The sequence below is a fragment of the Pseudomonas sp. MWU13-2862 genome (assembly GCF_023242495.1).
In the GTDB taxonomy this organism is placed as follows: Bacteria; Pseudomonadota; Gammaproteobacteria; order Pseudomonadales; family Pseudomonadaceae; genus Aquipseudomonas; species Aquipseudomonas gingeri_D.
This window is the reverse complement of the sequence record NZ_JALMEZ010000004.1, coordinates 1-22,384: the sequence shown is the minus strand read 5'-3', so window position 1 is coordinate 22,384 and position 22,384 is coordinate 1. Positions and strand designations below refer to the sequence as shown.

Annotated in this window: 24 protein-coding genes and 1 pseudogene; 19 read left to right on the top strand and 6 right to left on the bottom strand. The window is 61.6% G+C overall.

Going from position 1 to position 22,384, the window contains the following annotated elements; translation table 11 throughout:
• Positions 1-298: 298 nt before the first annotated feature.
• Positions 299-1,471 carry a pyridoxal phosphate-dependent aminotransferase gene (locus tag M5C56_RS08405; protein ID WP_103495468.1) on the top strand — a complete coding sequence of 391 codons (1,173 nt, stop codon included), beginning with the start codon at positions 299-301 and terminating at the stop codon, positions 1,469-1,471.
• Entirely contained in the window at positions 1,471-2,178 is a 708-nt protein-coding gene (sfsA, locus tag M5C56_RS08400; RefSeq protein ID WP_103495467.1) for a DNA/RNA nuclease SfsA, read from the top strand. The genes M5C56_RS08405 and sfsA overlap by 1 nt, the downstream gene beginning before the upstream one ends.
• A 4-nt stretch (positions 2,179-2,182) precedes the next feature.
• Here sfsA and M5C56_RS08395 read toward each other — a convergent pair whose 3' ends face one another.
• Positions 2,183-2,500 carry a Rieske (2Fe-2S) protein gene (locus M5C56_RS08395; RefSeq protein ID WP_103495466.1) on the bottom strand — a complete coding sequence of 106 codons (318 nt, stop codon included), beginning with the start codon at positions 2,498-2,500 and terminating at the stop codon, positions 2,183-2,185.
• Between the two features lie 25 nt (positions 2,501-2,525).
• Here M5C56_RS08395 and M5C56_RS08390 point away from each other — a divergent pair.
• Both M5C56_RS08390 and deoC read left to right on the top strand, forming a co-directional pair.
• Positions 2,526-2,736 (top strand): annotated as a pseudogene (locus tag M5C56_RS08390) (hemin ABC transporter substrate-binding protein); the annotation flags it as partial.
• A gap of 189 nt (positions 2,737-2,925) precedes the next feature.
• Entirely contained in the window at positions 2,926-3,708 is a 783-nt protein-coding gene (deoC, locus tag M5C56_RS08385) for a deoxyribose-phosphate aldolase (protein ID WP_103495465.1), read from the top strand.
• Between the two features lie 257 nt (positions 3,709-3,965).
• On the opposite strand, the gene M5C56_RS08380 is transcribed toward deoC, so the two are convergent.
• From M5C56_RS08380 to M5C56_RS08365, 4 genes are all read right to left on the bottom strand, one after another.
• The gene (locus M5C56_RS08380; protein WP_103495464.1) at positions 3,966-4,766 is read right to left on the bottom strand and encodes a cyclic nucleotide-binding domain-containing protein; all 801 of its coding nucleotides are present in this window, start codon (positions 4,764-4,766) and stop codon (positions 3,966-3,968) included.
• Positions 4,767-4,781: 15 nt separating this feature from the next.
• Complete coding sequence (locus M5C56_RS08375) at positions 4,782-5,054, bottom strand: TfoX/Sxy family protein (RefSeq protein WP_100939569.1); 273 nt, start codon at positions 5,052-5,054, stop codon at positions 4,782-4,784.
• A gap of 260 nt (positions 5,055-5,314) precedes the next feature.
• The gene (locus tag M5C56_RS08370; RefSeq protein ID WP_103495463.1) at positions 5,315-5,656 is read right to left on the bottom strand and encodes a pentapeptide repeat-containing protein; all 342 of its coding nucleotides are present in this window, start codon (positions 5,654-5,656) and stop codon (positions 5,315-5,317) included.
• 89 nt (positions 5,657-5,745) lie between these two features.
• Positions 5,746-7,299 (bottom strand): bifunctional aminoglycoside phosphotransferase/ATP-binding protein, encoded by a 1,554-nt coding sequence (locus M5C56_RS08365; protein WP_103495462.1) that lies wholly within the window; start codon positions 7,297-7,299, stop codon positions 5,746-5,748.
• A 117-nt stretch (positions 7,300-7,416) separates the two neighbouring features.
• Between M5C56_RS08365 and mrcB the strand changes: the two genes are divergently transcribed.
• Genes mrcB through M5C56_RS08350 form a run of 3 tightly spaced genes read left to right on the top strand, consistent with a single transcriptional unit; the run spans position 7,417 to position 10,872 of the window.
• Entirely contained in the window at positions 7,417-9,747 is a 2,331-nt protein-coding gene (mrcB, locus tag M5C56_RS08360; RefSeq protein WP_103495461.1) for a penicillin-binding protein 1B, read from the top strand.
• Positions 9,748-9,763: 16 nt separating this feature from the next.
• Positions 9,764-10,543: a tetratricopeptide repeat protein gene (locus tag M5C56_RS08355; protein ID WP_103495460.1), complete on the top strand. Its 780-nt coding sequence runs from the start codon at positions 9,764-9,766 to the stop codon at positions 10,541-10,543.
• Positions 10,543-10,872 (top strand): YqcC family protein, encoded by a 330-nt coding sequence (locus tag M5C56_RS08350; protein ID WP_103495459.1) that lies wholly within the window; start codon positions 10,543-10,545, stop codon positions 10,870-10,872. Before M5C56_RS08355 ends, M5C56_RS08350 begins: the two co-directional genes overlap by 1 nt.
• A 31-nt stretch (positions 10,873-10,903) precedes the next feature.
• Here M5C56_RS08350 and M5C56_RS08345 read toward each other — a convergent pair whose 3' ends face one another.
• Positions 10,904-11,335, bottom strand: a complete 432-nt coding sequence (locus M5C56_RS08345; protein WP_103495458.1) for a DUF4124 domain-containing protein — start codon at positions 11,333-11,335, stop codon at positions 10,904-10,906.
• A 404-nt stretch (positions 11,336-11,739) separates the two neighbouring features.
• Here M5C56_RS08345 and M5C56_RS08340 point away from each other — a divergent pair, with 404 nt between their 5' ends.
• From M5C56_RS08340 to msrQ, 12 genes are all read left to right on the top strand, one after another.
• A complete protein-coding gene (locus M5C56_RS08340) occupies positions 11,740-13,464 on the top strand; it encodes an acetolactate synthase 3 large subunit (RefSeq protein ID WP_103495488.1) in 1,725 nt (574 codons plus the stop codon).
• Between the two features lies 1 nt (position 13,465).
• Positions 13,466-13,957: an acetolactate synthase small subunit gene (ilvN, locus tag M5C56_RS08335; protein ID WP_003176102.1), complete on the top strand. Its 492-nt coding sequence runs from the start codon at positions 13,466-13,468 to the stop codon at positions 13,955-13,957.
• 47 nt (positions 13,958-14,004) lie between these two features.
• Positions 14,005-15,021 (top strand): ketol-acid reductoisomerase, encoded by a 1,017-nt coding sequence (gene ilvC, locus M5C56_RS08330; protein WP_003212125.1) that lies wholly within the window; start codon positions 14,005-14,007, stop codon positions 15,019-15,021.
• Between the two features lie 175 nt (positions 15,022-15,196).
• Positions 15,197-15,868 (top strand): YjfI family protein, encoded by a 672-nt coding sequence (locus tag M5C56_RS08325; protein ID WP_103495457.1) that lies wholly within the window; start codon positions 15,197-15,199, stop codon positions 15,866-15,868.
• Positions 15,869-15,890: 22 nt separating this feature from the next.
• Complete coding sequence (locus M5C56_RS08320) at positions 15,891-16,595, top strand: PspA/IM30 family protein (protein WP_103495456.1); 705 nt, start codon at positions 15,891-15,893, stop codon at positions 16,593-16,595.
• Positions 16,596-16,688: 93 nt separating this feature from the next.
• Positions 16,689-17,348, top strand: a complete 660-nt coding sequence (locus M5C56_RS08315) for a DUF2491 family protein (RefSeq protein WP_103495455.1) — start codon at positions 16,689-16,691, stop codon at positions 17,346-17,348.
• 13 nt (positions 17,349-17,361) lie between these two features.
• The gene (locus M5C56_RS08310; protein ID WP_103495454.1) at positions 17,362-17,787 is read left to right on the top strand and encodes a DUF350 domain-containing protein; all 426 of its coding nucleotides are present in this window, start codon (positions 17,362-17,364) and stop codon (positions 17,785-17,787) included.
• Between the two features lie 27 nt (positions 17,788-17,814).
• Positions 17,815-18,546 (top strand): DUF1190 domain-containing protein, encoded by a 732-nt coding sequence (locus M5C56_RS08305; protein WP_103495453.1) that lies wholly within the window; start codon positions 17,815-17,817, stop codon positions 18,544-18,546.
• A gap of 14 nt (positions 18,547-18,560) precedes the next feature.
• On the top strand, positions 18,561-19,718 hold the full coding sequence (locus M5C56_RS08300; protein ID WP_103495452.1) for a glutathionylspermidine synthase family protein: 1,158 nt from the start codon (positions 18,561-18,563) through the stop codon (positions 19,716-19,718).
• Between the two features lie 126 nt (positions 19,719-19,844).
• Entirely contained in the window at positions 19,845-20,702 is an 858-nt protein-coding gene (gene pssA, locus M5C56_RS08295) for a CDP-diacylglycerol--serine O-phosphatidyltransferase (protein WP_100939556.1), read from the top strand.
• A 63-nt stretch (positions 20,703-20,765) separates the two neighbouring features.
• Positions 20,766-21,779 carry a protein-methionine-sulfoxide reductase catalytic subunit MsrP gene (msrP, locus tag M5C56_RS08290; protein WP_103495451.1) on the top strand — a complete coding sequence of 338 codons (1,014 nt, stop codon included), beginning with the start codon at positions 20,766-20,768 and terminating at the stop codon, positions 21,777-21,779.
• Positions 21,779-22,384 (top strand): protein-methionine-sulfoxide reductase heme-binding subunit MsrQ (gene msrQ, locus M5C56_RS08285; RefSeq protein WP_103495450.1); only part of this gene is annotated, 606 nt, incomplete at its 3' end. The genes msrP and msrQ, both read left to right, overlap by 1 nt.

Genomic DNA, 22,384 nt, shown 5'->3' with positions numbered 1-22,384 from the left:
CCGACACCTGCCGGCCCTGCGGCTGCAAGCGGGCGAACTTACCAGATCGAATCGGGGTGCGCTACTCCCGGTTGTCGAGGCTGGACTTGTCGAGTCGAACGTCGTGACTGAACGTCCCCCTCCTACAAGAAGCGGGCCAATATATGCCGGATGAAAGGCGTCAGCTTCATGAAGCAATGGTTAATTGTTTATTTTAGTCAATCTTCCGGGGAACGTAGGATGCTTTAAACATTCCAGGGTGATCGAGGTTGGGTAGAATCGGTCTATCGCCCATTCCCCGTCAAATCAAGGAAGGCCCATGACTCAGCACTACAGCGCGCGCAGCCGCGCAATCGAACCCTTTCATGTGATGGCGCTGCTGGCGCGCGCCAATGAGTTGCAGGCCGCCGGGCATGATGTGATCCACCTCGAGATCGGTGAGCCGGACTTCACCACCGCCGCGCCGATCATCCGCGCCGGCCAGGCCGCGCTGGAGACGGGTAAGACCCGTTATACGGCGGCACGTGGGCTGCCGCAATTGCGTGAGGCGATAGCAGGCTTTTATCAGCAGCGTTACGGGCTGGATATCGATCCGCAGCGTATTTTGATCACTCCGGGTGGTTCCGGTGCGCTGCTGTTGGCCACCAGTTTGCTGGTGGACCCCGGTAAACACTGGCTGCTGGCCGATCCGGGCTACCCGTGCAATCGGCATTTCCTGCGCCTGGTCGAGGGCGCGGCACAACTGGTGCCGGTCGGGCCTGAGGTGCGTTATCAGCTCACCGCCGACCTGGTGGCACGGCATTGGGACCAGGACAGTGTCGGCGCCCTGGTGGCATCGCCGGCCAACCCCACCGGGACCCTGCTGACGCGGGACGAACTGGGGGCGCTGTCGGCGGCGCTCAAGGAGCGTCATGGCCATCTGGTGGTGGACGAGATCTATCACGGCCTGACCTACGGCTGCGATGCGGCCAGCGTGCTGGAAGTCGATGACAGCGCCTTTGTGCTCAACAGCTTTTCCAAATATTTCGGCATGACCGGCTGGCGGCTGGGCTGGCTGGTGGCGCCGCCGGAAGCGGTGGCGGACCTGGAAAAACTCGCGCAGAACCTCTACATCAGTGCGCCGAGCATGGCCCAGCATGCGGCGCTGGCCTGTTTCGAACCGGCGACCCTGAGCATTCTCGAAGAGCGCCGGGCCGAGTTCGGGCGCCGTCGCGACTTCCTCTTGCCGGCGTTGCGCGAGCTGGGTTTCGGGATCGCCGTGGAGCCCCAGGGCGCTTTCTACTTGTACGCCGATATCAGCGCGTTCGGCGGTGATGCCTTCGCGTTCTGCCGACATTTCCTCGAAACCGAACATGTGGCCTTTACCCCGGGGCTGGACTTCGGTCGTCACCTGGCCAGCCATCATGTGCGGTTTGCCTACACCCAGAGCCTGCCGCGCCTTGAGCAGGCGGTGGAGCGGATTGCCCGGGGTCTGCGGAGCTGGCAAGGCTGATGCGTTTTTCTCCTGCCCTCGAAGAAGGTCGTCTGATCCAGCGCTACAAACGTTTCCTGGCGGACATCGAAACCGCCTCCGGCGAGTTGCTGACCATTCACTGTCCCAATACCGGCTCGATGCTCAATTGCATGGTGCCGGGCGGGCAGGTCTGGTTCAGTCGCTCCAATGACCCCAAGCGCAAGTTGCCCGGCACCTGGGAGATCGGTGAAACCCCCCAGGGGCGATTGGCCTGCGTGAATACCGCGCGGGCCAATCCTTTGGTCGAGGAGGCCCTGCGCGCCGGGGTCATCAGCGAACTGAACGGTTTTACCGCTTTGAAGCGTGAAGTGGCCTACGGTCAGGAGAACAGCCGGATCGACTTTCGTCTCGACTATCCGACGGGGCCGGCGTTTGTCGAAGTCAAAAGCGTCACCCTCGGCTTCGATGGTACGGCGGTGGCGGCCTTTCCGGATGCGGTGACCCAGCGCGGCGCCAAGCATCTGCGCGAGCTGGCCACCCTGGCACGCGAAGGTGTGCGGGCGGTGCAGCTGTATTGCGTGAACCTGACCGGCATCGAGGCGGTGCGGCCGGCCGAGGAAATTGATCCGGGTTATGCCGCGGCCCTGCGTGAAGCGGTGGCGGCCGGGGTCGAGGTGCTGGCCTATGGGGTGAGCCTGACGCCGGAGGAGATCCGCGTCGATCGCCGGTTGCCGGTGCGGCTCTAGCGGCTCACGGCGTCAGCCAGATGCCCTGCGCGTCTTCCTTGCAAGGGATCGCCAGCAGTGACTGCCCGGCGCAAGGTCCGGCCACGCACTCACCGCTTTCAATCAGGAACAGCGCGCCGTGGGTTGCGCACTGGATCAGGCTGGCGCTGGGGTCGAGAAACTGGTCGGGACGCCATTCCAGGGGGATGCCGCGGTGCGGGCAGCGATTCTGGTAGACATAGACCCGGCCCTCGCGGCGCACGGCCAACAGCGGCCGCCCGTCCACATCAAAACCACGACTGCTGTTGTCGGCCAGGGTGTTCGAGTCGCAGAGAAATTTCATGTTGATCCTTTAGGGAGCCTCGCACCTGTTTGTCCTCGTCGCCGGGCTGGCGCTCAGCCATGCCGCCCTGGTGACCGAACTGCCGCTACGCTGGGTCAGCGCCGGCGGGGCGTTGTCGGAATGGGTCAGTGTCCTGGGGGCGGAGTCTAAATTGGTCGGGGTCGATACCACCAGCCAGCATCCTGAATCCCTGAATCCCTGAATCCCTGAAAGCCTTGCCGAGTATCGGCTACCAGTAGTGGGTAGGACGCATCTTGTTCTGATGTGGGTCGAGTCCCGGTCTTTGGTTGACACATGCCTTGGCGCGGACGAGTCCTTTATCCTGCTGCCCATAGCGTATTTCGCCTCATCCGGCAGCCAGGACCGCCGAGGAGGCGCCTCGGACGCTTGTCAGGTTTATGCAACGATCCGGATTGGGAGTGAAGATGAAGCAGATGAATGATGCCGATCAACAACTGGCACGCCAGGCCATTGGCCTGCTCGACTTGACCTCGCTGAGTGGCGATGACGATGACGAGCGCATCCTTTCGCTTTGCCAGCGGGCGCAGACGCCATTCGGTCCGGTGGCTGCGGTGTGCGTGTTTCCACGTTTTGTCGCCTTGGCGCGACGGGCTCTCGATGCGCAGGGCGGGCAGGCGATCCGGGTCGCCACGGTGGTCAACTTCCCCCACGGCGGACCGAATGTCGCCTCGGTGGTCGCTGAAACCCTGGAGGCGATCGCCGCCGGCGCCAATGAGGTGGACCTGGTCTATCCCTATCGCTCGTTGTTGATGGGCGATGCGCAGACCGGCCTGAGCATGGTCGCCGCCTGTCGTGATGCCTGCCAGGGGCGGGCCAAACTCAAGGTGATCCTGGAGACCGGTGAGTTGCGCGACCCGCAGATGATCCGCCAGGCCAGCCAGGACGCGATTGCCGCCGGCGCCGACTTTCTCAAGACCAGTACCGGCAAAGTCCTGGTCAATGCGACCGAACAGGCCGTGCGCATCATGCTTGAAGCCATTGCCGAGCGGGGCGGGCTGGTGGGGCTGAAGGCTTCCGGCGGCATCCGCACCTTCGATGATGCGCGGACCTATATCGAACTGGCGCGCACGCGTTTCGGTGCTGCCTGGGTCAACGCCGATCACGTGCGGCTCGGGGCTTCCGGCTTGCTGGATGAGTTGCTGGCGCGACTGGAATCTCCGGTCGCGCCGGAGGTCGGGGAGGCCTGACGCACCTGGGGGGCCGGGATCTCTGCCGGCTGGCTTTCGGACAGGCAAAAAAAGACCCGGCAAAAAGCCGGGTCAATAACCGTGATTAGCCTGATGAGGAGATAATCTGAGAGTCCGAACCAGGGCCTTCCAGAAAATCCAACCGATCTCGCGATCAGTTGTGATAATCATAACGATTCTCATTTCTAAGTCAATGTCTTTTTCTCGACCGTTCGTCCAGGGTGCGACGGCGGATGAGTGATCGAGGTCGCGGTGGTTCAGCGCGCCGTGCCGATGGCGCTCAGGCGCGTGACTTCCTTGTTCAGCAAATCGATGCGTCGGGCCATGCTTTCGATCAGGCTGTGGGCGATGCGCGGGTTGCTCTGGGTCAGGCTGAGGAATTGCTCCTTGGGGATCAGCATGACCGTGCACGGCTGGCTGGCGATCACGCTGGCGCTGCGTTTCTCGCCGGTGAACACCGCCATGGCGCCGAAAATCTCGTCCTTGGGCACATCGCCGACCTTGTGCCCGTCGACAAAGGCCTCGGCGTGTCCGTCGGTAATGATGAAGACATGGTCGGCATCGTCACCTTGGCGGATCATCACTTCACCACTGGCCACCTGCTGGAAGCCGTTGCTGCTGCGAAATTCCGGCTGTTTCAGGCGGGTGACGGCGTCGGAGAGCAGGGCGGTCTGGCCGATCAGGTAACGCAGCAGCGCTTCGGCGCGGCTTTCGTCGGCGTAGATATGGGTGAAGAGGTCGGTGCGCCGGTAGGGAATCAGACGCAGCGGGTTGTCGCTGCTCAGCACGCAGCGCGGCCAGTCGATGCCCTGGCGCAATCCGACCAGGTCGCCTTCATGCAAATAGAACAATGCACGCTCGTCGACCCGGGCATGCAGCAGGCCGCTGTCGATCAGGAACACCTGATCGGCGGGCAGCAAGGCACCGAGGTCAGCGATTTGCTCAAGCTCCAGGGGGGCCGCGCAGGGGGGCAAACCTTTGAGCAGCTGTGCCGGAATCGTCTGCAGACGATTGATCAGTTCTTCGGCGTAGGCCGGTTGCTCCCCGAGTAGATACATGCCAAACCTGCGAAATCAATTTTTGTGACGCGACGATATCGCGTCCAACTGTTTATTCAAGGCTTCTTTGCGTTCTTGAGGGATATCGTTCCAATGAATGTCCATCAAGGCGCCTTCGATCGCATATAACAGCACTTTCGATGCCCGGAATCCGCGGGTTCGTACCGCGCGGTAGGCATCCACCGCTCCCAGTCGACGCAAATCCGATGCGCTGTGGATACCCACCGCGTGCAGCCATTGCGCCGACGTCTTGCCAAGGTTCTTCAGGTGTTGCAGTTCATCGTTCATCAAGCCTCCTTGCGACGGCCGAACGCTGCGTGGACGAGAGTAGGCAAGCCTGAAAAGGAGTGTAGGCGGTCAGTAGGAAAGACGTGGTTCTTTGCTCGGCGTTGGTGCAAATGCTTCTAAGCCGCGGCTTTCTCCAACGCTGGCCGGCAGCACAGGGATGGCGCGCAAAGGGAAAAATCGTACAGCAGGAGCCTTGTCGAGGCCGTGAGCAGGCACCAGACGGCAGGCGCTGCCGCCATCCTCTGGCCCCTCCGCGAGGGCTAGGCGCTGTAGCGCAGACGCGTACCGAACTGCATCGACATGAGAATCTCGGCCGGGGTCAGTTCCACGGGGAAGTAAGCGCCGGAAATCTGCGCATGGGCCACGCTGGCACCGACCAGGATGGATTTCTGCAGATCTACGCCACGCAGATCGGCGGAGCGGAAGTAGGCATCGGTGAAGTCGATCCCCTCGGCATTCAGTTCGCGCAGGTCCAGGCCACGGAAGTCACCGCCGCGCATGTCGATCGGACCGTCCTTGGGGCGGGCCTTGTTGAAGCCGGCAATGTCATCCTTGTGCAGCAGGGCAAACAAAGGTGAGTCGAGCAGCTTGGGATGGCTCATGAGACGTCTCCTGTTGGAATTATGACGCCAGTATAATGCCACTATGTTTCAGCCGTGAAGCACTTGCGGCCCCACGGCTGAAATAGTTTTTACAGGCCCGGCAGACGCTGGCGAATCTGCTCGACCAGGGCGTCGAGGCTCCCGCTTTCATGGGTTTCGACACGCTTGGTGCGCAGTACTTCATCGGCGCTCAGGGCCTCGCGGCTGGCTTGCTGGGCGGCGATCACTTCCAGTGTAGCGTCGGATGGGTCGACGGCATCGGCCTGGCGCCGGGCCAGCCAGCTTTCGATCACGGCCTGTGGGGCGTTGCAATCGAGGATCAGGCACGGTACGCCAGTGGCTTCGGCAACCTGGGCGGCGGCGTTGCGTTGCTCGCGCTTGAGGTAGGTGGCGTCGATCACCACCGGGAAGCCGGCGCGCAGGACGGTGTCGGCGATTTCATGCAGGCGCCGGTAGGTGCTCACGCTGGCGTCGCGGCTATAGATGCCGTCGCCGACGTTGTTTTCGACTTGCTGGTCGCCGAACAGGCGTTTGCGTTCGACATCCGAGCGCAGGCGTACGGCGCCCAGGGCTTCCACCAGGCGCAGGGCGACGTGGCTCTTGCCGACGGCGGAGACGCCGCTGGTGATGGCCAGGAAGCGCGACGGAATGGTGCTGTAGCTTTCCGCCAGATTGGCGTAGTTGCGGTACTGGCGCATGCTGCTGGCGCGTTGCACCGGATCTTCGGCCGGCATGCTGAACAGCGCGACCTTGGCGCGCACCAGGGCACGATAGGCCTTGTAGAAGTTCAGCAGGGCCAGGCCCTGGTAGTCGCCGGTCAGTTCCAGGTACTGGCTGATAAAGCGTCGGGCCAGGCTCTTGAGGCCGCGGTCTTCGAGGTCCATCGCGAGGAAGCCGGTGTCGGCGTAGACGTCGGTGAAGCGGAAGGGTTCGTTGAACTCGATGCAGTCGAAGATCACCACCTTGCCGTCGATGACGGTGGCGTTGCCCAGGTGGATGTCGCCGTGGCATTCACGAATGAAACCTTCGGCCTTGCGCTGGGCCAGCAGCGGCTTGAGGCGCTCGAAACTGGTTTCGGCCCAGGCTTGCAGGGCGTCGAGTTGCAGCAGGTCGGCCTTTTCGCTGAGGAAGGGGCGGATCTGTTCGAAGTTCTGCCGGACCGGGTCCATGACCGCTTCCGGAGTGCCCTGGTAGTGATCTTTAGGCACTTCGGGGGCACTCTGGTGGAACGCGGCGATCTGTTGGGCCATTTCATCGATGTGCACGGTGGTCAGTTCACCGTTGGCCTGCAGGGTGCTCAGCAACTGGCTCTGCGGGAACTGGCGCATTTTCAGCACATATTCGATGGCCGGACCGCCGCCGCCCAGGACGGGGGCCTCGACGCTGCCGGTGATCGGCAGGACTTCCAGGTACAGGTCGTGGGTCAGGCGCTGGTTCAGGCGCAGCTCTTCCGCGCAGAAATGTGCGCGAGCGCTCAGTTCGGTGAAGTCGAGGAAGCCGAAGTTGACCGGTTTCTTGATCTTGTAGGCATAGGGTCCGGTGAGCAGGACCCAGGAAATGTGGGTTTCGATAACCTGGAAGCCTTCCACCGGATGCGGGTAGAGGGCCGGGTTTTGCAGGGCGGTAATCAGGGACTGGCTCACTGGCGATCCTTCAAGAGGGCGGTAAATTCAAGGCGGTCATTATGGCCGCTGCGGGCTCAGGTGCAAACCGCCGGACGTACATGTTGATCATCAATAAAGTGCGTATAATCCGCCGCCATGACTCGTACCCGATCCCCCCGTTCCCGCGCCAAATCCAAACCTCCCGCCAGCCGCCTGCGCCCCTGGCTTGGCTGGGCGATCAAGCTCAGCCTGGTGGGCCTCGTCGTGCTGGCCGGTTTTGCCGTCTACCTCGATGCCATCGTGCAGGAGAAATTCTCCGGCAAGCGCTGGACCATCCCGGCCAAGGTCTATGCCCGGCCGCTGGAGCTGTTCGCCGGCCAGAAACTGAGCAAGGAAGACTTCCTCACCGAACTCGATGCCCTCGGTTATCGTCGTGAACCCGTGGCCAATGGCCCGGGGGCGGCGGCGGTCAACGGCAATACCGTGGACCTGAACACCCGTGGCTTCCAGTTCTATGAAGGCATGGAGTCGGCCCAGCCGGTGCGGGTGCGCTTCTCCGGCGACTATGTGGCCGAGCTGTCCTCGCTCAATGGCGCGAAGCTTTCGGTGGTGCGCCTTGAGCCGCTGCTGATCGGCGGCCTGTACCCGAAGAACCTCGAAGACCGCATCCTGATCAAGATCGACCAGGTGCCGCCGTACCTGCTCGACACCCTGGTGGCGGTCGAGGATCGGGATTTCTATCATCACTTCGGCGTCTCGCCCAAGTCGATTGCCCGGGCCATCTGGGTCAATACCTCGGCCGGACAGATGCGCCAGGGCGGCAGTACCCTGACCCAGCAGTTGGTCAAGAACTTCTTCCTGACCAACGAACGCAGCCTGAGCCGCAAGCTCACCGAGGCCATGATGGCCATGCTGCTGGAGCTGCATTACGACAAGAAAGAGATTCTCGAGGCCTACCTCAACGAGGTCTTTATCGGCCAGGACGGCCAGCGCGCGGTGCACGGCTTCGGCCTGGCCAGCCAGTTCTTCTTCAGCCAGCCCCTGGCGGAGCTGAAGTTGCATCAGGTGGCGTTGCTGGTGGGCATGGTCAAGGGGCCGTCCTATTACAACCCGCGACGTTACCCGGATCGCGCGTTGGAACGACGTAACCTGGTGCTCGACCTGCTGGAGCAGCAGGGCGTGGCCAGCGCCGAGCAAGTCGCGGCGGCGAAGAAAATGCCGTTGGGGGTGACCGCCCGTGGCAGTCTGGCGGACAGTTCCTTCCCCGGCTTCCTCGACCTGGTCAAGCGGCAACTGCGCGAAGACTACCGCGACGAAGACTTGACCGAGGAAGGCCTGCGTATCTTCACCAGCTTCGACCCGATCCTGCAGATGAAGGCCGAGGCTTCGGTCAACGACACCTTCAAGCGCCTGGCCGGGCGCAAGGGCAGCGACGATATCGAGGCGGCCATGGTGGTGACCAACCCGGAAACCGGTGAGATCCAGGCCATGATCGGCAGTCGCCAGGCCAGTTTTGCCGGGTTCAACCGGGCGCTGGATGCGGTGCGGCCGGTGGGTTCTCTGATCAAACCGGCGGTGTATCTGACGGCGCTGGAGAAACCCAGCCAGTACACGCTGACCAGTTGGCTGTCGGACGAAGCCTTCTCGGTGAAAGGCGCCGACGGTCAGATCTGGAAGCCGCAGAACTTTGACCGCCGTTCCCACGGCACGATTTTCCTCTATCAGGGCCTGGCGCATTCCTACAACCTGTCGACCGCTCGACTGGGCCTGGAGGTTGGCGTGCCGAATGTCCTCAAGACCCTCGGACGCCTTGGTGTTACCCGTGAGTTCCCGGCCTTTCCGTCGATGTTGCTGGGTGCCGCGAGCATGACGCCGATGGATATCGCGACCATGTACCAGACCCTGGCCAACGGCGGCTTCAATACGCCGATGCGGGGGATTCGCAGTGTCCTGACGGCCGAGGGCCAGCCGCTCAAGCGTTATCCGTTCCAGATCCAGCAGCGTTTCGACGCGGGCTCGATCTACCTGATCCAGGCGGCGATGCAGCGGGTGATGCGCGAGGGTACCGGGAGCGGGGTCTACAACGTCCTGCCCAAGACCCTGACCCTGGCCGGCAAGACCGGTACCAGTAACGACTCGCGGGACAGCTGGTTCGCCGGTTTCGGCCAGGACCTGCTGGCGGTGGTCTGGCTCGGTCGCGATGACAACGGCAAGACACCGTTCACCGGTGCCAGTGGCGCCTTGCAGGTCTGGACCAGTTTCATGCGCAAGGCCGATCCGCTGCCATTGGATATGCCGCAGCCGGATAACGTGGTCCAGGCCTGGGTCGATCCGCATACCGGGCAAGGCTCCGATGCCAATTGCCCGGGCGCGGTGCAGATGCCGTATATTCGCGGCAGTGAACCGGTACCCGGTGCGTCGTGTGGTGGCGTGGCCCCTGCGCCGGCCACCGAAGTGATGGATTGGGTCAAGGGCTGGTTGAATTGAGCGAAGAGGGTTTGACGTGAACAAGTGGTGGATTCCAGCTTTTGCCGCACTGACCGTGCTGGGTGGTTGTTCCAGCGTGCCACGGGGTTCGATCCCGGTGGTCGATTCGGGGACTGCGGTCTCCAACAATGAGCGGATCTCGTCCACTGGCGGTTTCCGCAAGACCGTCACCAAGGGGCCGGTGCCAAGCCAGACCCAGGCGGTGCCGCAGGATTCCGGCGTGGTGGTGATGATTCCGGGTGGTGGGGCGACAACCTCGGCACCGATCAGTACCGAGCCGTTCACCCCTGGGCCGATTACCCCAGGACCTTCGAGCAACGCGCCGATCCAGGCCGTGCCGGGTGACACGGGTGCCTATAACCAGGGCGCGTACAGCCCGCCGGTCAATCAGGGTGCTTACAACATGCCGAGCCCGGTGGCGCCGAGCGGTATTCCGTCGAACAACAGCGGTGGTTTGTCCGCTGACGAGCAACTGGACGGTCCGGTGCTGGCGTTGTTGACCACCGCCCAGCAGCAGCAATCCAGTGGCGACCTCAATGGTGCCTCGTCCAGCCTTGAGCGCGCCCAGCGCGTGGCCCCGCGTGAACCGCAAGTACTTTATCGCCTGGCCCAGGTGCGCATGGCCCAGGGTGATGCGCCGCAAGCCGAGCAACTGGCCCGTCGCGGCCTGAGCTTCGCCAACGGCCGTCCGGATCTGCAAGCCAACCTCTGGGGCATCATTGCCCAGGCGCGGAGCAAGCAGGGTGATGCCGCGGGTGCCGCCCAGGCACAGCAGAAGGCCAAGGCTGGTTACTGATGGATGCACGTTTTCCGTTGATTGCCGAGCAACTCCTGCTGATCGAGCGGGAGTTGCGGGCCCAGGGCTGCTGGGATGAGGAGCCGCCCAGCGTCGAGGCCCTGGCCAGTGTCGAACCCTTCAGTGTCGATACCCTGGAGTTCGAGCAGTGGCTGCAATGGATTTTCCTGCCGAGGATGAAGCTGATCCTCGAGGCGGATCTGCCGCTGCCCAATGCGTCCGGGATTCTGGCCATGGCCGAAATGGTCTATGCCCAGCGGCCGGGGCAGGGGCGCGGTTTGCAGCGGTTGCTGGCGCAGTTTGACCAGCTGATTGCCGAGACCCGCTGACCTGTAGGAGCTGGCAAGCCAGCTCCCACAGTTACGAGCAGTTTTCCTCGATGCTCTTGCGCGTCTCTATCAAGCGTGTCTGGCGTTCTTCATCGGTCAGGCGGCGGACTTCGCCATTGACCTCTTCACGCACTCGCGCATTGTTTTCCAGCTGGGCCAGGTTGGTCCGCGCTTTCTCGCAATAGGCTTTGCGCACCACTTCCTGATCGGCAATCTGCTTCTTGACCTTGGCGTCCACGGCCTGCTGGTCGCCCACCGCCGTGCTCGCGGGCACGGCGGGACGCGGTGGTGGCGCCGGGACGTTGCCGATCGCCGGGGTCACCACGGTGGCCGCTTGGCCGGCGGGCGGCTGTGCATCGAAATGCGTCTGGCCCTGGGCATCGACCCATTTGTAGATCGGCCCGGCCTGGCACAGCGGGCTCAAGGCGAGTAGCAGGCCCGCCATCAGAATGCTTCTACGCATCAGGTTTCCTTGTCAGACAATGCGATAAGCAACGTAGCACATTCCCTCGTGAAAGGTTTTCTTCTGCGTTGTCATGTGCTTAGTTCGAAGAAAGCTCACAAGATAACTTGACTTGGACGGGACGAATCAGAACAATCCAAAGTCCGCTGTAGAGGGACTGCCAGAAGCAGGCCCACTCGGCAGATCATGAGGCGCACATCCGCGCCGACCTGTTACACCCGCAACGCGTTACCTCGCGCTGGGTGGGAAACCCCCGCAACATTTGGGGCACTCCCAATACTTGCTCAGTCAGTGCTGACGTAGTCGGCGACCACCGTCGCTCATGCTCTGCTGAGAAGTAAACCTATTAAGACCCGTCCTCCAGTGTGCGTGGACGGTATTCTGGCGTTTTAGAGGTGAACAACGTGGAGCTTTTATCTGGCGGTGAGATGCTCGTCCGCTTTTTGCGTGACGAAGGCGTCAAGTACATCTACGGGTACCCGGGTGGTGCTCTCCTTCATGTCTACGATGCCCTGTTCAAGGAGCCGGATGTCACCCACATCCTGGTTCGTCATGAGCAGGCCGCGACCCATATGGCCGACGGCTACGCCCGTGCCACCGGTAAAGCCGGCGTGGTCCTGGTGACATCCGGTCCTGGCGCAACCAATGCCATCACCGGTATCGCCACGGCGTACATGGACTCCATTCCGATGGTGATCATCTCCGGTCAGGTGCCAAGCACCCTGGTCGGCACCGATGCGTTCCAGGAAACCGACATGATCGGTATCTCCCGGCCGATCGTGAAGCACAGCTTCATGATCAAGCACGCTTCGGAAATCCCGGAAGTCATGAAGAAGGCGTTCTACCTGGCGCAATCCGGTCGTCCTGGTCCTGTCGTTGTCGATATCCCGAAAGACATGACCAACCCGGCCGAGAAATTCGAATACGTCTTCCCGAAAAAAGCCAAGCTGCGTTCCTACAGCCCGGCGGTACGTGGCCACTCCGGCCAGATCCGCAAGGCGGCGGAAATGCTCCTGGCGGCCAAGCGTCCGGTGCTCTATGCGGGCGGCGGCGTGATCCTCGGGGGTGGCTCCGCGCCGCTGACCGAGCTGGCGAAAATGCTCAACCTGCCCGTCACCAATACCCTGATGGGCCTGGGCGCCTACCCTGGCACCGACCGGCAGTTCGTCGGCATGCTCGGCATGCACGGCAGCTACACCGCCAACCTGACCATGCACCACGCCGATGTGATCCTGGCCGTGGGCGCGCGCTTCGACGACCGGGTGATCAACGGCCCGTCGAAGTTCTGCCCGAACGCCAAGATCATCCATATCGACATCGACCCGGCATCGATCTCCAAGACCATCAAGGCAGACGTGCCTATCGTTGGGCCGGTGGAGAGCGTGCTGACCGAAATGGTCGCGACCCTCAAGGAAATCGGCGAGACTCCGAACAAGGAGTCGGTGGCCAGTTGGTGGAAGCAGATCGACGAATGGCGCGGCGACCGCGGCCTGTTCCCTTATGACAAGGGCGACGGCAGCATCATCAAGCCACAGACCGTGATCGAGACCCTGTGCGAAGTGACCAAGGGCGATGCCTTTGTGACCTCCGACGTGGGCCAGCACCAGATGTTCGCGGCGCAGTACTACAAGTTCAACAAGCCCAACCGCTGGATCAACTCCGGCGGCCTGGGCACCATGGGCTTCGGTTTCCCCGCGGCCATGGGTGTGAAGCTGAGTTTCCCTGACTCCGACGTCGCGTGCGTCACGGGTGAGGGCAGCATCCAGATGAACATCCAGGAGCTGTCGACCTGCCTGCAATATGGCCTGCCGGTGAAGATCGTCAGCCTGAACAACGGTGTGCTCGGCATGGTCCGCCAGTGGCAGGACATGAGCTACGGCAGTCGTCACTCGCACTCGTACATGGAATCGCTGCCTGACTTCGTCAAGCTGGTCGAAGCCTACGGTCACGTCGGTATCCGTATCACGGATCTGAAAGACTTGAAGCCGAAGATGGAAGAAGCGTTCGCCATGAAGGATCGCCTGGTATTCCTCGATATCCAGGTCGACACCAGCGAGCACGTCTACCCGATGCAGATCAAAGACGGCTCCATGCGCGATATGTGGCTGAGCAAGACGGAGCGTACCTAATATGCGGCACATCATTTCCCTGCTTCTGGAAAACGAACCTGGCGCTCTGTCCCGTGTGGTTGGCCTGTTTTCGCAACGCAACTACAACATCGAAAGCCTGACCGTGGCCCCGACCGAAGACCCGACCCTGTCGCGTCTGACGTTGACCACTGTCGGGCATGACGAAGTCATCGAACAGATCACCAAGAACCTGAACAAGCTGATCGAAGTGGTCAAGCTGGTGGACCTCTCGGAAAGTGCTCATATCGAGCGCGAACTGATGCTGGTCAAGGTCAAGGCCACTGGCGCCCAGCGCGCCGAGATCAAGCGCACCACCGATATTTACCGGGGTCAGATCGTTGATGTCAGCGCCAGCGTCTATACCGTTCAACTGACCGGTACCAGCGACAAGCTCGACAGCTTCATTCAGTCCATCGGCACCGCCTCGATTCTGGAGACCGTCCGTAGTGGCGTCACCGGTATTGCGCGCGGCGACAAAGTACTCAGCATCTAAACCAACTTGCAAACGGCCTGAACGGCCTGGATATAAAGGGGAATTTCATGAAGGTTTACTACGATAAAGATTGCGACCTGTCGATCATCCAGGGCAAGAAAGTCGCCATCATCGGCTACGGCTCCCAGGGTCACGCACAAGCTTGCAACCTGAAAGACTCCGGCGTTGACGTAACTGTCGGCCTGCGCAAAGGCTCGGCCACTGTTGCCAAGGCTGAAGCCCATGGCCTGAAAGTGACCGACGTTGCCAGCGCTGTTGCCGCTGCCGACCTGGTCATGATCCTGACCCCGGACGAGTTCCAGTCCGCGCTGTACAAGAACGAAATCGAGCCGAACATCAAGAAAGGCGCCACCCTGGCCTTCTCCCACGGCTTCGCGATCCACTACAACCAGGTCGTGCCACGCGCCGACCTCGACGTGATCATGATCGCGCCGAAGGCTCCAGGCCACACCGTGCGTTCCGAGTTCGTCAAAGGCGGCGGTATCCCTGACCTGATCGCGATCTACCAGGACGCCTCGGGCAACGCCAAGAACGTTGCGCTGTCCTACGCCGCCGGCGTTGGCGGTGGTCGTACCGGTATCATCGAAACCACCTTCAAGGACGAGACCGAAACCGACCTGTTCGGCGAACAAGCCGTTCTGTGCGGCGGTACCGTCGAGCTGGTCAAAGCCGGTTTCGAAACCCTGGTTGAAGCGGGCTACGCGCCGGAAATGGCCTACTTCGAATGCCTGCACGAACTGAAGCTGATCGTTGACCTCATGTACGAAGGCGGTATCGCCAACATGAACTACTCGATCTCCAACAACGCCGAATACGGCGAGTACGTGACCGGCCCTGAAGTCATCAACGCCGAATCCCGCCAGGCCATGCGCAACGCTCTGAAGCGCATCCAGGACGGTGAATACGCGAAGATGTTCATCAGCGAAGGTGCCACCGGCTACCCATCGATGACCGCCAAGCGTCGTAACAACGCTGCTCACGGCATCGAGATCATCGGCGAGCAACTGCGCTCGATGATGCCGTGGATCGGCGCGAACAAGATCGTCGACAAAGCCAAGAACTGAGTCGACGCTCAACCGGCTGCCTGGCCCCTCGGGGCTGAGCGCCGGTACAGGCTGCATCCAAACGCCCCGACTTGTCGGGGCGTTTTGTTTTGTCACATAAAGCTTTCATGTCAGATGTTGAACATTCCAGGCAAAGGACGTAATTTACTTACATGTAAGATTTTTCGGAGGGCAGATGCCCCGTAAAAAAACAGCGGATGACAAGCCCCTCACGGGCGAGAAAACGTCATCACCGGCCAAGACCAAGACTACCGCCGACTACGTTCGCGATATGCGCACGCGGCTGCGCGACGCCGGGCTGGTGAAGCGGGAATTCTGGATTCTTCCCGAGAATGCGACGGCCCTGCGGGGTATCGAAAAGGCGCTACGCCAGCCCTTCCTGGGTGAACGGATCAAACTGGAGGCTTTCATGACTGAGAACATCAACTGGACGATCAACTCGCTGCACAAGGCGCTGTCGGAGCTGGAGGTCGTCTCCAGTGGCGAGATTGTGCTGACCCTCGCCGAAAACGCCGAGCAGAGCATCAAGCTGAGCATGACCGAATTCGGCGACCTGCCGCTCTACCTGGCGGTGTCCGGTGACCAGATCCTGGTGGACGCGACCCTGGTCGAAGTGAGCCGGGTCAAGGATCCAGCGGTCTTCAACGGCCTGGTGCTGCGCAGTCGCGACCTGTTCCCACTGTCCTCCGTGGGCATCGAGCGGGTCGGCGACGGTACCGAGGTCTACTGCATGTTCGGCGCGCTGAGCGCGGCTTCCACCATCACCGTGATCGTCCAGGAAATCTTCACCCTGGCCGAGAACGTGATCCGTGCGGTGGAAGCGTTCGAAGACCACATCCACGTTTAATGAAGTCCCCAAGGAGTTTTCGATGAGTATCTGGAAGAAAGTCATAACGGCCATTCGTGGTGGTGTTTCCGAGGTGGGTGAGACCATTGTCGACGCCAACGCCATTCGTATCCTCGAGCAGGAACAGCGCGACGCCGAAAATGCCGTGGCCAAGGCCAAGAACGGCCTGGTGGACATCAAGGCCCGCTACAAGCTGTCGCAACAGCGCCTCGACGGCCTGAACAACGACATCGCCAACTGGGAAGGCAAGGCCATGGCCGCGCTGGACAAGGGCGTGGAAAGCCTGGCCGGCGAGTGCGCCAACAAGGTGGCCGAGATCGAGGCCCTGCGCGACCAGGAGAAAATCCTGGCCGATCAGTTCGGCGCCCAGGTCGAGATGCTGCATGCCCAGGTGATCAAGGCGGAAAACCAGATCAAGGGGTTGAAGCAGCAGGTCGAAATGGCCAAGGCCCGCGAGACGGTCCAGCAGGCGCGTGTTGCTACCGCCGCGGCCACCGGCGGGGCGAATGGCAAGCTGGAAACGGCGGTCGGTTCGCTGGCGCGTATCAAGCAACGCCAGGATGAGCGCGACGCCAAGCTGGATGCGGCGCAGGAATTGGCCGACGAGTCCAACGGCGGTGATCTGGAGCGTCGTCTGCAGGACGCCGGTATCGGCGCCAAGTCGGGCAGCGGCAGTGATGTGCTGGCGCGTCTGAAGGCCAGGCAGAATCCCGGCTCGGGTCAGTAAGCTCGGGGCTTGGGGCAAGCGCGTCAGCGTTTTGCCCTTTTTGCCGTCTGGAAAACGGGCCGGTGCGTTGTTGCGACAGAAAGGAGAGACACGATGAGTTGGATCAAGCGCGCCATGGGCTTCGAGGCGCCGAAGCCTGCCGCGGGGGCTACCTCGGTAGCGCCGGGCAACCCCCTGGGGCTGGCCTCGGGGCGGATGCTCTGCCTGGATCGCTCCTTGAAGCTGATGCTTGAAGGGCAGTCCCATGTGGTGGTGCCCGATGACGAGAAAGTCTGGGCGGTGGGCGATATCGACCTCGGGCAGTCGATGCGCTTGCAGCGGTTTTACCTCGATAACGAGGATTATTTCCTGCAAGTGGTCATGGACGGCCCCGCGGCCGAGGATATTCAGGACATTATCCTGTTCGGCTACCACGACGTCACCACGATCAACAGCAAGGAGCAGCTGCTGCAACTGACCGGCCCGAATGCGAAGATCGGCATGCCGCTCTACGAACTCGAAGGCGAGGAGTATGGGCGGCAATGGGGCGGTGAGGACGGGCAGACCGAACTCACACCCATGCAGGAGTTCGTCAAGAGCCCGGACGGTGCCTACTCGATCAAGCACCTGAGCATGCTCTATTCCCGCGAGATCGGCCTGCTCAACCGTCGGGAGTTCCTGCTCTTTTCGGTCGAGGAAGACGAGGAGGGGGTGATCACCCTGTCCACCGCCGTTGGCGTGACGCTGCAAATCACCGATATCGAAGTTCTCTGACAAGGAAATCATCATGCTCGAAGCGCTGCGCCTGTCGCTCAACGCCACCGCGGTATTCGGCTTCATCATCTATATGGCGGTGGCGGCTGTTCTGTTCGTGTTGTTCCAGTTCATCTACACCCTGATCACTCCCCACAAGGAGTTCGCCCTGATCCGTGAGGGCAATACCGCCGCGGCGGTGGCCCTGGGTGGTTCGTTGGTGGGTTTTGCCCTGCCGGCCAGCAATATCATCGCCAACAGCATCAGTGTCGTCGACGTCGTTGTCTGGGTGTTGATCGCGGCCGTGGTGCAGTTGCTGGCGTTTGTCGTGACCAGCCTGGTGCTCAAGGGGCTGTCCGGGCGTATTGTGCGCGGCGAGATGGCGGCGGCGATCTATTCGGCCTCGGTAGCCATCAGTGTCGGCCTGTTGAATTCGGCCTGCATGACACCGTCGACCTGAGCCCAGGGCAAGGATAAGGATGATTCGATGAGAACCCGTAGCTCCGTAAAACTGGTGCTGGCCGGCACCTTTCCGCTGGCGCTTTCCGCCTGCGGTGCATCCCAGGACACCGTTGCCTTCAACGCCAAGAGCAACTTCAAGTCGGTCGAGGAGTGTGTGGCGGCGAAAGTGCCGGTGGAGGTCTGTTCCGACGCCTTCATGCAGGCGCTGGCCGATCACCGGCGTATCGCGCCGACCTATGACGACCAGGCCTCCTGCGACAGCGACTTCGTTCCCGGCTATTGCCAGATCACCCCGGATGGCAAGTACATGCCGAAGATGGGCGGCTTTGAACTGGCGATGTCCGGTGATGTGCCGCGCAAGGACCTTGAACAGGCCCAGCAACAAGCGGCCGTGCAGTCGGGCGGTGGTGGCAATGGCGGCCTGCTGACCGGCTTGTTGCTTGGCAATCTGCTCAGCAACAGCGGTGGCGGCGGGCGCTACTATTCCCAGCCGATCTACGACAGTCGCGACAATCGCGGTAGCTATGGCAGTTCGACGCTGTCGCAGCAGATCGAGCAGGGCAAGTCGTTCAGTCGTTCGACCCAGGCCCGCAGCAGTTCCACCAACACCTACACGCCGGCCACCCTCGGCAAAAGCCTGGGCAGCGGTTCCGGCTCGGTGTCCTCGACGGTCTCGCGTGGCGGCTTCGGCAGCCAGGCGACCGCACGCAGTGGTTGGGGCGGCAAGAGCGGCAGCATTTTCAGTTCCGGCGGTTGAGGGGAGCGGCCAGGGTGAAAAAGATCGGTATCGCAGAGCGTCCGCACTGGCGCGAAAGTGTCGAGCGCGAAGGGTTCGGTTTCCACACCATCGGTGGCGAGCGCTACTGGGATGAGCGCGGTTATTACCTGTTCACCGAAGAGCAGGTCACGCGGGACCTGGAAGCGCCGACCAAGGCACTGCATGACCTGTGCCTGGATGTGGTCGAGCGCGTCGTCGACAGCGAAGAGCTGCTGACGGGCCTGGCCATACCGCCGGCGTTTTTCGATCTGGTCCGCGATTCCTGGAAGCAGGGGCATCCGCATCTGTACGGCCGCTTCGACCTGGCGTATGACGGCAGCGGTCCGGCCAAGTGCCTGGAAGCCAATTACGACACCCCCACCAGTCTGCTCGAAGCCGGTTCCGTGCAGTTGCTCTGGCTCGAGGAGCAGATCGCCCGGGGTGTGCTGCCGACGCAGGCGAGTCAGTTCAATACCATCGCCGAAGATCTGGTCAGGGCCTTTGCGGCCTTTCCGGCCGGTGGGGCTTTCTACTTCTCGGCCATGTCGGGCTCGGAGGAGGATCGCGGGACTACGGATTTTCTGCGCAAGATGGCCGCGCATGCGGGGATCGAGGCACGGCATATCGATATCGAGGACATCGGCCTCACCGCCCAGGGTCGCTTTGTCGATCTGGACGGCCGTTGGATCGAGCGACTGTTCAAGCTACATGCCTGGGAACATATCTTCCACGAGGTGTTCGGTCAGGCAGTGCCCGGTTGTGACACGCAATTTATCGAACCCGCCTGGAAAGCCATTGTCAGTAACAAAGGCATTTTGCCGCTGCTGTGGAAGTTTCATGAAGGGCATCCCAACCTGTTGCCCGCTTATGTCGACCAGAACCCGCAGCGGCCCGTGCCCAAGGGCTGGGTGCGCAAACCGTTCTTTTCCCGTGAGGGGGCGAACATCGAGATTCGTACCGGCGATGACCAGGTGGTGGCCGAGGATGGGCCTTACACGGATGCGCCCTATATCCTGCAGGCGTTTTCCCCTTTGCCGAAGTTCGGCGACAGCTATACCGTGATCGGTTCATGGGTGGTGGGGGATGTGGCCGCCGGGATCGGCATTCGTGAGGACGACAGCCTGATTACCAAGGACAGCAGTCGATTCCTGCCTCACGTTGTCCTGGGCTGATCGACCTGTCTGGCCCGGGTTTTCCCGCAGGCCAGGGCGCTTCTGGTATAAAGCGGGATCTTTTTGCGCTCCCATCGTAGTCGCCGAGTGCTGTTGAAACCTTTCATTTAGCTGCAAGGTAATATCATGACTGAACGTCCCGAAGAGCCTGGTCAGGGCTCCGAAGCCGAAAGCCTGCTCCCCATCGACGAACATGTCGAAGAGGGGCATGACGCCGACGGCCAGAAAGTCCGCCATCGCGGTATCTATCTGTTGCCGAACCTGTTCACCACCGCGAACCTGTTCGCCGGTTTCTACGCCATCATCAGCGCGATGAGTGCGCAGAGCGCCGCGAGTGCCGGGGACCCGGCGGGGGCGAGCAAGTATTTCGCGTTTTCCGCCATCGCGATCTTTGTCGCCATGGTCCTTGACGGCCTGGACGGTCGCGTGGCGCGCATGACCAATACCCAGAGCGCCTTCGGCGCCGAGTATGACTCGTTGTCCGATATGGTCGCCTTCGGCGTTGCCCCGGCACTCCTGGCATTCGGCTGGGCGCTGGGGGATATGGGCAAGGTCGGCTGGATGGTTGCCTTTATCTATGTAGCTGGCGCGGCATTGCGTCTGGCGCGCTTCAATACCCAGGTCGGCACCGCCGACAAGCGCTACTTTATCGGCCTGGCCAGTCCGGCGGCGGCCGGCGTGGTGGCGGGGACGGTGTGGGCGTTCAGCGACTACGGGATCCAGGGTTCGAAGATGTCGTTCCTGGTGGCCTTGCTGGTGGCGGCGGCCGGGATGCTGATGGTCAGCAACATCAAGTACAACAGTTTCAAGGAGCTGGACCTCAAGGGGCGCGTGCCGTTTGTCGCGATTCTCGCCGTGGTGCTGGTGTTCGCCGTGGTGTTCAGCGATCCGCCGCGCATCCTGCTGCTGATCTTCCTCGCCTATGCGGCCTCGGGTCCTATCCAGTACCTGTTGCATCTTCGTCGGCACAAAGCCGGCGAGTGATGTAATTTCCCGCAGACTCCGTAGTCTATTGGTGCATCAGTCCTCCAATGCTACGGAGTTGCCATGTTTATCAAGCTTCCCAAGCGATCCGATTGCAAAGAATCGGACGTCACGCCTGAATCCCTCTATCTTTCCCGTCGTACCTTGCTGGGCGCTTCCGTCGCCGCACTGGCGATCGGCAGTCTGCCGCGTTGGGCCAGTGCCGCCGAAGCGGCGCGTTATGCCGATGTGGACGCGGGGAATGCGCCGTCCTGGTTTGCCGGGAAACTGCCGGAGACTAAATGGGGCGCGGTGACGGTCAAGGGGGAAGCGATTACCCCCTACAAGGATGCGACCCACTACAACAACTTCTATGAGTTCGGCACCGACAAGGGCGATCCGGCGCAGAACGCCGGCTCCCTGAAGACCGAACCCTGGTCGGTGGTGGTGGACGGTGAAGTCGGCAAGCCGGGACGTTATGCCCTGGAGGACTTTATGAAGCCCTACCAGTTGGAGGAGCGCATCTATCGCCTGCGTTGTGTCGAGGCCTGGTCCATGGTGATTCCCTGGATCGGCTTTCCGATTTCGTCGTTGCTCAAGCAGGTCGAGCCGACCTCCAAGGCCAAGTACATTCGCTTCGAAACCCTGCAGGATCCCAAGAGCATGCCGGGCCAGCGTTCCGGTTTCGCCCTGATCGACTGGCCTTATGTAGAGGGCTTGCGGCTGGACGAGGCGATGAACCCTTTGGCCATTCTGGCAGTGGGTATGTATGGGCGGGAACTGCCGAATCAGAATGGTGCGCCGTTGCGTCTGGTGGTGCCGTGGAAGTACGGGTTCAAGAGTGTGAAATCCATTGTGCGCATCAGCCTGGTGGAAGAGCAGCCCAAGACCACCTGGCAAAGCATTGCCTCGGATGAGTATGGCTTTTATGCCAATGTGAACCCTACCGTAGACCACCCGCGTTGGACCCAGGCCCGGGAGCGGCGTTTGCCCAGCGGACTGTTCAGTCCCAATGTGCGTGAGACGCAGATGTTCAATGGCTACTCGGATGAAGTCGCCTCCCTATATACCGGCCTGGATCTGCGGAAGAACTACTGATGCGATATCCGTTCTGGCGTGTGGGCGTCTTTATTGCGGCGGCGATCTGGCCGTTGCTCTGGTTGTATCAGGCCTGGAGCCTGGCCTTGGGTCCGGATCCGGGAAAGGTCATGGTGGATCGGCTGGGCTTGGGCACCTTGATTCTGTTGTTGGTGACCTTGAGCATGACGCCGTTGCAGAAACTCAGTGGCTGGCCGGGCTGGATCGCGGTGCGCCGACAATTGGGTTTGTGGTGCTTTGCCTATGTGGTGTTGCATCTGGCGGCTTACCTGGTGTTTGTGCTCGGGCTGGACTGGTCGCAATTGGCGGTCGAGTTGCGCAAGCGGCCCTACATCATTGTCGGTGCGCTGGGTTTCCTCTGTTTATTGGCGCTTGCCGTGACGTCGAATCGTTACAGCCAGCGTCGCCTGGGGAAGGGCTGGAAGAAGTTGCACCGCCTGGTCTATGTGATTCTCGGGTTGGGGTTGCTGCATATGTTGTGGATCGTGCGGGCGGACCTGAAGGAGTGGACGGTGTATGCCTCTATCGGTGCATTGCTATTGGTCTTGCGTGTCCCGCTGGTGACACGTCGAATTCCTCGTCTGGTTGCCCGAAAACCGGCCTTA